Genomic DNA, 7,019 nt, shown 5'->3' on the forward strand with positions numbered 1-7,019 from the left:
TGCCATGCCCTGTTTGCGGATGTTGGACGCCGTGCGGAACGCCGCCAGATGGGTGCACATCAGACCCAGGAAGTAGATGAGGATGCCACCCACCGCGAAAGCAAAGGCGATCCAGCCATAGCGCGTCACGCTCTGGGCCTGCGTCCAGTCCGGCGCCACGGCGATCAGATCCCGGGCCGCCAGCCAGATGCAGAGGTACGGGATCATACTGCACACCATGGATATCGCTGACAGCCCCAGCCCCAGGAAAGTGAGCCGCCTGTGGCTGCCCGCATATCCCAGCAGGACGGTCAGAGCGTTTTGCTTCTTTTGCTTCACAAATATTCCTCCTTTTAAGGTTAGTTATCGCTAACCGACAGTATAAAAAGAAAGGGGCACAGCCCCGATCTTACTGGAAAATGGTGCGGCTTATGACTGGCCGATCAGCTTCAGCCATCCGGCAGTGTAGAAATCCCGCAACTGATCCACATAGCGCATAGCCTGCTCCTTGGGCATATCGTGAATGACGATCTCGAAGATGCCGTTGAACATCCCGCTGGCAATGATGTGACACAGCTGTGCATCCAGCTGGGCGCATTCATACCCCAGATGGTGCAGAACCTCCAGGTATTGGAGGGTGTATTCCACTTCGACCTCCACCATGTTGTGAACGAAATGCTCGTAGCTGGTGCCCTCTGCCTTGCACAGCAGCAGCTTCACCGGCTCCCGGTGGTCGCAGATGTAGTCCACCATCCAATGGACGCATTGGCTGGACTCCAGCCCCATGTGTTCCGGCTGCTCCTGTTCTGGCATCTCGGCAAAGGAGGTCTGCGCCTCCATAAACCGGCCCATCAGCGCGGCGGCGTGAGGCTCCACAATAGAGGCAAAAAGCGCCTCCTTGCTGGAAAAGTATCCGTAAAAAGCGCCAGTAGTGGCGCCGGCCCGCTTCACAATCTGCCGTAGGGAAGCTCCTAGGAAGCCTTTCTCCGAGAATTCCTCCATAGCAGCCCGCTGGATTTTTTCCAGTGTGTCGGTAGATTTTTCTTCCATGCTCGCCCTCCATATAACAGTGCTATATAACACTGTTATAGTACAACAACAGGCAGGAATTGTCAAGAGGCGGATATTGTGGTTTGGCATCATCCCTGTCGCCAAAAATAGTAGTAGGACGACACATAGAACCAGTTAATAAGAATCAAGGCTTTTTCTCAAATTTATGATTCTGAATTTACACACAACTCCCTGATCAGTTATATGTTGCGTGAAAAAGTGATTAAGCACAGCATAGATTACAAAGAAATCGATCGGACAAAGCTGTCATGTAAAAGTTCCAGTTTTCTTAAAAGCAAGTTGCTATATTCGAAAGAATTCAAGTCTATAGACACTTCTAATTCTAATCGAAACTGACTGCTCACTCACACTGCTACAACAAACACCGTATTAACAAAAAGCAAAGGGCTTGCTGCCTGCTATTCACAGACAGCAAGCCCGGTCGACTGCTTTAACAATTCCTCTTTTCAAGTATTGTCTAACCTTGGGAAAACTGCAATCTTTTTGCTGCACAGTGCGCACCTGTCATTGCGCACAGCGCGCGTGTTATCTGATCAAACACCAGCGCAATCCAAGCGCCGTGCAGCCCCAGCCCCAGCGGATAGACAAGCATCCATGTCAGAATTGGGCGCACAACAGCAATGCTAAATAAAGAATACACAGCCACAAAGCCGGTCTTCCCAACCCCGCGCAACACGCCCGCGTTCACCATCGCTAGCGCCTCCGGTATGCTGACCACTGCAACAAACAGCATGATCTCCCCGCCAAGCAAACCTTCGCTGCCCTGCAAGTGATATAAGCGCAGCAGCGGGAACCGAAAGGCGGCGTATAAAACCGCTGCCAGTACGCCGGTCGATAACGCAGCGCGACGGGAAATTTTCACAATCCGATGCAGATTGCTTCCGCGGCTTGTTCCGAGATCGTTTCCCGCCTGCACCAAACTTGCCTTGCCCAGTCCCTGCGAAAAACAATAATATATATCGCACAGTCCACCGCAGATATTGTGTACACTGAGCATACCCGGTCCCAGTCCAGCCACCAGACGCGAAAAGGCAAACATGCCAAACCTCTCGACTGCCTGCTCGGTGAAAACACCGGCTGTCAGCGGCGCAAGCGCACGCATGTAGGTGCGCTGTGGCAGCCAGCATCCCTTTCCACGCAGCGCCGCCGGATGTGAAGGCCGCATAAACAGCCGCAGCGTATACAAAAGCGTCACAGACGTGCCGATTGCTGTGCTGACCCCAGCCCCGCGTACGCCAAACGACGGGATTGGCCCCGCCCCATAGATCAGCACAGCGTTGCAACACACATTTACTAGATTGCCCAGCACATTGGCCCAAAGCACACTGCGTGTATCCCCCAATCCGGCCAGGATGCCATGCAGCACAATCGCCGGACCGGAAAGAAATAGACTGACCAGCGCCGGACGGGCGTACTCCAACGCCAGCGACATGTAAGATTCCTGTGTGCCTGCCAGCCGCAAAAGCGGTACTGCACCAACCCATGTCACGATGAGCAATAGCATTGCAGCCATCGTGCCAAGGACAAGCGACTGCCGCGCGCAAGCTGTCAGAGGTTCATCCGGCTGCTCCCCTCGCTGTCTTGCAACGTATGCGCTAAGCGCCACAGAAAACGACCGTGTCACGCACAGAATCACCATGCGCGGCTGCGAAAAAATGCTGACTGCTGCAACCGCTGTTGTGCCAAGCGCAGATACCATGAGCAAATCGGTTGCTGTCAGCAGCATCAGCAGCAGTCCTTCTGCCGCCGCGGGTGCCGCCAGACGCCAAAATTGTCTACGCACTGCCGTATGCGACCAGCGCATCACCCGCATGCACACCAAGCGCTGTGGTGTAATACAGTGTCACCCCTGCAAAGGATGCACGCACTTCATACACACTGCCGTCCGTAGCTTGCAGCCTGCCGAGCAATTCGCCTTGCAAAACATGTGCGCCCGCTGCCGTCCGCGGATACCAGAAGCCGTCAAACGGCGCTTCTTCATAGATTGCTTGCGCAATTGCGGTTTGCTTTTGCACCGGGCCATTTCCGCTCAGAATGTGCAGATGCGTGAGCAGTGCCCGCACATCCCGCATGCAGGCGGAAACTTCTTCTTCTGACCATTGTCCCTGCCCGCCGCGCTCAACCAGCAGTGCGGGAATGCCGCACTGTACCGCCCAGCTGTACAAGCCGTTTTTCGCAGTTGAGCGCACGCGATACGGTACATCCAGCACGCGCGCCGCCTCTGCTGCGCGCTCGTTCACCCAAGTCTCTCCTGCCACCGGACAAAACACTAGCGGACACAACTGCTCATTGCAGTCGCCGCCGTGCAGATCGACCAGCAGATCAGCATGCGGATAGACCAGTCGCTCGATCGCCGCGGCGATACGCGCGGATGCACTGCCTTCAGGATCTCCCGGGAAAGCACGATTTAAATTGATGCCGTCGGACGGAACAATTCTCTTTGCGCCGGCGTAAAATCCTTCCGGATTGACCAGTGGAAGCAAAATGACGTTTCCGTGCATCAAATCGGGTTGCAGCACTTCTGAAAGCCGCCGCAGTGCTTCCACACCGACATACTCGCAGCCATGCACGCCCGCTGTCACAACCAGCGTTTTGCCGGGATGCGCACCGCAAAACAGTATAACCTCCAGCGCCGGAATGCCTTCCGCCGGCAGAACCATCCGTTTTTTTCGCCCGGCTGTATATCAATGCCACAAAGCTCCATCCGGCCGCCTCCTCATCCTCGAATACCACAATGGACTCCAGCAACCGCCGCGCATAGCTGTCGGTTGCATCACCGATACATGACACTGGCAGATATTCGGTCACGCGCCCCCGATAAAGAAACAGCACGTCGTCGCACAGGTAAGTGATTGCAGTCAGGTCATGTGTAATGAACACGTATGTCAGGCCCAGCTTATCTTTAAGATCACGCAACAGATCCATCACCTGCACCTGCGTATGCGCATCCAGCGAAGAAATCGCTTCATCAAACAAAATGACCTCCGGTTTACATGCTACTGCGCGCGCGATACACACGCGCTGCAGTTGCCCACCGGATAGCTCATGCGGAAAACGATCGGCAAACGCGGCAGGCAACCCCACCAGCTCGAGCAGATTGCTGATTTCTTTCCTGCGATCCAGCCGCACGCACTCACGCCGCTCGCGCACGGTCAGGCCTTCCCCGATGATGTCGCGCACGCGAAAGCGCGGATTTGCCGAAGTGGTATAATCCTGAAAAACCACGCTAAGCTTGTTCTGCAAATTGCGCCGTCCCGCCCGCGAAGCATATACCGGCACACCATCCAGTACCGCCTCGCCGCTGTCCGGCTTGAGCAGGCCACACATCACGCGCCCCATCGTACTTTTTCCGCTGCCGGACTCGCCCAGAATACCCAGACAAGTCCCCTTTCGAACCTCAAGCGATACATCAAATAATACCTGCTGTCTGGTATGACCGAAGATCTTATCCTGTCGTTCACTTCGAAAGCTGACACAGACATGATCCAGCTTCAGCATGCGCGCTCTCCTTTCCGCTCCAGTGCCGCACGGTAACGCCGCATCACCGCCGCGCGCTTTTCCACTAGCAGACGTGTGTATGGGTCTTCCGCATGGTGCAAAATATGGGCAAAATCGCCCCGATCCGCAACGCACCCTTGATTGAGCACCACAATATGATCCGCTACGCGCGAAATTGCGTTCAAGTCGTGTGAAATAAACAGCATTGCAACATGATGACTCTTCTTAATACGCACAAGCTCATCGAGGATTTCAAACTGTGTAATCGCGTCAATGGCCGTGGTCGGCTCATCCGCGATGAGCAGTTCGGGTGTCATCGCGGTTGCAATGCCGATCATGATGCGCTGCAACATGCCGCCGGACAGCTGATGCGGATATTTTTCAAGAACCTCCTCTGCATTCCGGATGCGCATTTTTTCCAGCAGCGCGAGTGAGCGCAACCGTATCTCGTCCGCACTCCAGTCGGTGTGTGCTGCAAAGGTTTCGGCAATCTGCGCACCCACACGGTAAAGCGGGTCAAAGCAGGTCATCGGATTTTGCAGCACGATGCCCACCTTACCGCCACGCAGACGACGCAGCTCTTCCGCGCTTTTGCCGAGCAGTTCCTCGCCCTGAAAGCGTACGCTGCCCGAAACGTGAAAGTTCTTGTCGAGCAATCCCATTGCAGCTTTAATCGACATGCTCTTACCGCTTCCCGATTCGCCCAGAATCCCGAGACACTCCCCGGGCGCAACCGAAAATGACACTCCGCGCACCAGCGGCGTTTGCTGTTTGCGCTGATGCAGTGTTACTCGCAAATCCTGCAATTCCAATACCGGCTTCATGCTTCTACCTCCTTCGGATCCAATACATCACGCAGCGCGTCTCCCATCAGATTAAAACAGCATACCAGAACCACAATGGCAATGCCCGGGGCAATCATCTGCGTGGGGTTGCTGGTCAGCACTTCCTTGGCTTCGTTGAGCATCGCACCCCACTCAGGCGTAGGTGCCTGCACACCGAGACTCAAGAAAGATAACGTGGAAATGTTGATGATTGCCCAGCCAACGTCCAGCGATGCAAGCACCGCCAGATCGGATGTGATCGAAGGCAGCAGATGGCGGAACAGAACGAATCGCTCAGGCATGCCCACGCAGCGGGAAAAGCGCACAAAGTTGCAGTCTCGGTACTGCATAACACCTGTGCGAATCATACGCGCATACCACGCCCATTTGATGAACACATTGGCGATAATCACGTTTTGCACGCTCACGCCCAGCAGCGCTACCACCGCAAACACCATGATCTGGCTGGGGAACGACAGCATTACGTCCACCACGCGCATGATTACTTCCTCGACTGCGCCTCGGAAGTACCCCGCCATGATGCCCAGCAGAGCGCCCAAGCCAATAGTGCCTAGCATGGTCAGCAGCGCAAGTCCCAAAGTCGGACGGATGCCATAGATCATGCGCGAGAGCACGCAGCGGCCGAGCTGATCTGTCCCAAGTGGATACTCCAAGCTATATTCCGCAAATTTGTTCAAAATATTGGTCTCATACGGATCGTTCGGCGCCACAACGGGTGCAAAAATGCCGATCAGTGCAACCAGTAAAACGACCCCGATTGTCCCAACTGCAATGCGATTATGTAACAGCCTTTTCAGCAAGAGTTAATCCTCCTTTCTCAGTCGCGGATCGGATACAGTCTGCAAAATGTCAAACAGCAGATTGAATACAACAAACAGTACACCGATCAGCAGTACATAGGTCTGAATGACCGGATAATCACGGTTGAAAATCGAGCTGATGCAAAGCGTTCCCAGCCCCGGCCATGAAAACACGTTTTCCACCACGATTGTACCAGAAATCAGTTGTGGAATGCTCATGCCCATCGCCACAATGCAGGTGTGCATCGAGTTTTTCAAAATGTGCTTGACCAAAATCGCTTTTTGCGGCAGACCGCGCACATTGGCATATAGCACATAGTCCTGCTTCATGTTTTCCAGCATATTGTTTCGAATCAGACGAATATAGGTAGAAATATAGCTGAGTGCTACGGTGAATGCTGGCAGGAGCAAATGTTTCCATGTGCCACTGCCGTTTGTTGGCAGCCATCCCAGCTTGACACCCACGCCCCACATCAGCAGTAGTCCCACCCAATAAGCAGGCATCGCGGTCGTAATAAAAACTACACCGCGCATGATCTTATCAAACCATCCGTCCTTATATACAGCGCAGAGAAATCCGATCGGGATACTCAGCACTACAACAATGACAAACGATGCACCGGCCAGCTGCAAGGTCGCCGGCAGCGAACGCATGAGCTCGCTCGCTACCGTGCGCGCCGGATTGACATAGCTGATTCCAAAATCGCCGTGCAGGCATCCAACTAGCAGGCATCCAACTAATAGTGATAGGTAATCCTTTGAGGTTATCGCCGGATTTTCCCCCACTCCACACCGTACGTGAGAGTTTCCCCTCATACGGCGCTCC

The 7,019-nt window shown here is 54.4% G+C and carries 6 protein-coding genes and 2 pseudogenes; all 8 read right to left on the reverse strand.

The window, feature by feature from the left end:
• Positions 1 to 318 (reverse strand): annotated as a pseudogene (locus ABGT74_RS06505) (ABC transporter ATP-binding protein); the annotation flags it as partial.
• Between the two features lie 90 nt (positions 319 to 408).
• Positions 409 to 1,029: a helix-turn-helix domain-containing protein gene (locus ABGT74_RS06510; protein ID WP_346704933.1), complete on the reverse strand. Its 621-nt coding sequence runs from the start codon at positions 1,027 to 1,029 to the stop codon at positions 409 to 411.
• A 478-nt stretch (positions 1,030 to 1,507) separates the two neighbouring features.
• Complete coding sequence (locus tag ABGT74_RS06515; RefSeq protein ID WP_346704934.1) at positions 1,508 to 2,833, reverse strand: MATE family efflux transporter; 1,326 nt, start codon at positions 2,831 to 2,833, stop codon at positions 1,508 to 1,510.
• Complete coding sequence (locus ABGT74_RS06520) at positions 2,826 to 3,710, reverse strand: succinylglutamate desuccinylase/aspartoacylase family protein (protein WP_346704935.1); 885 nt, start codon at positions 3,708 to 3,710, stop codon at positions 2,826 to 2,828. Before ABGT74_RS06520 ends, ABGT74_RS06515 begins: the two co-directional genes overlap by 8 nt.
• A 310-nt stretch (positions 3,711 to 4,020) precedes the next feature.
• Positions 4,021 to 4,548 (reverse strand): annotated as a pseudogene (locus ABGT74_RS06525) (ATP-binding cassette domain-containing protein); the annotation flags it as partial.
• On the reverse strand, positions 4,542 to 5,372 hold the full coding sequence (locus tag ABGT74_RS06530) for an ABC transporter ATP-binding protein (RefSeq protein WP_346704936.1): 831 nt from the start codon (positions 5,370 to 5,372) through the stop codon (positions 4,542 to 4,544). The gene ABGT74_RS06530 and the pseudogene ABGT74_RS06525, both read right to left, overlap by 7 nt.
• Entirely contained in the window at positions 5,369 to 6,193 is an 825-nt protein-coding gene (opp1C, locus tag ABGT74_RS06535) for a nickel/cobalt ABC transporter permease (RefSeq protein WP_346704937.1), read from the reverse strand. Before opp1C ends, ABGT74_RS06530 begins: the two co-directional genes overlap by 4 nt.
• Positions 6,194 to 6,196: 3 nt before the next feature.
• A partial coding sequence (locus tag ABGT74_RS06540) for an ABC transporter permease subunit (protein WP_346704938.1) occupies positions 6,197 to 7,019 on the reverse strand: 823 nt, incomplete at its 5' end.

It is taken from the genome of uncultured Agathobaculum sp., assembly GCF_963927765.1.
In the GTDB taxonomy this organism is placed as follows: Bacteria; Bacillota; Clostridia; order Oscillospirales; family Butyricicoccaceae; genus Agathobaculum.

Coding starts and splice junctions, on each gene's coding strand:
- ABGT74_RS06520 (WP_346704935.1), bottom strand. CDS start 3,710: ATGGTTCTGCCGGCGGAAGGCATTCCGGCGCTGGAGGTTATACTGTTT.
- ABGT74_RS06510 (WP_346704933.1), bottom strand. CDS start 1,029: ATGGAAGAAAAATCTACCGACACACTGGAAAAAATCCAGCGGGCTGCT.
- ABGT74_RS06530 (WP_346704936.1), bottom strand. CDS start 5,372: ATGAAGCCGGTATTGGAATTGCAGGATTTGCGAGTAACACTGCATCAG.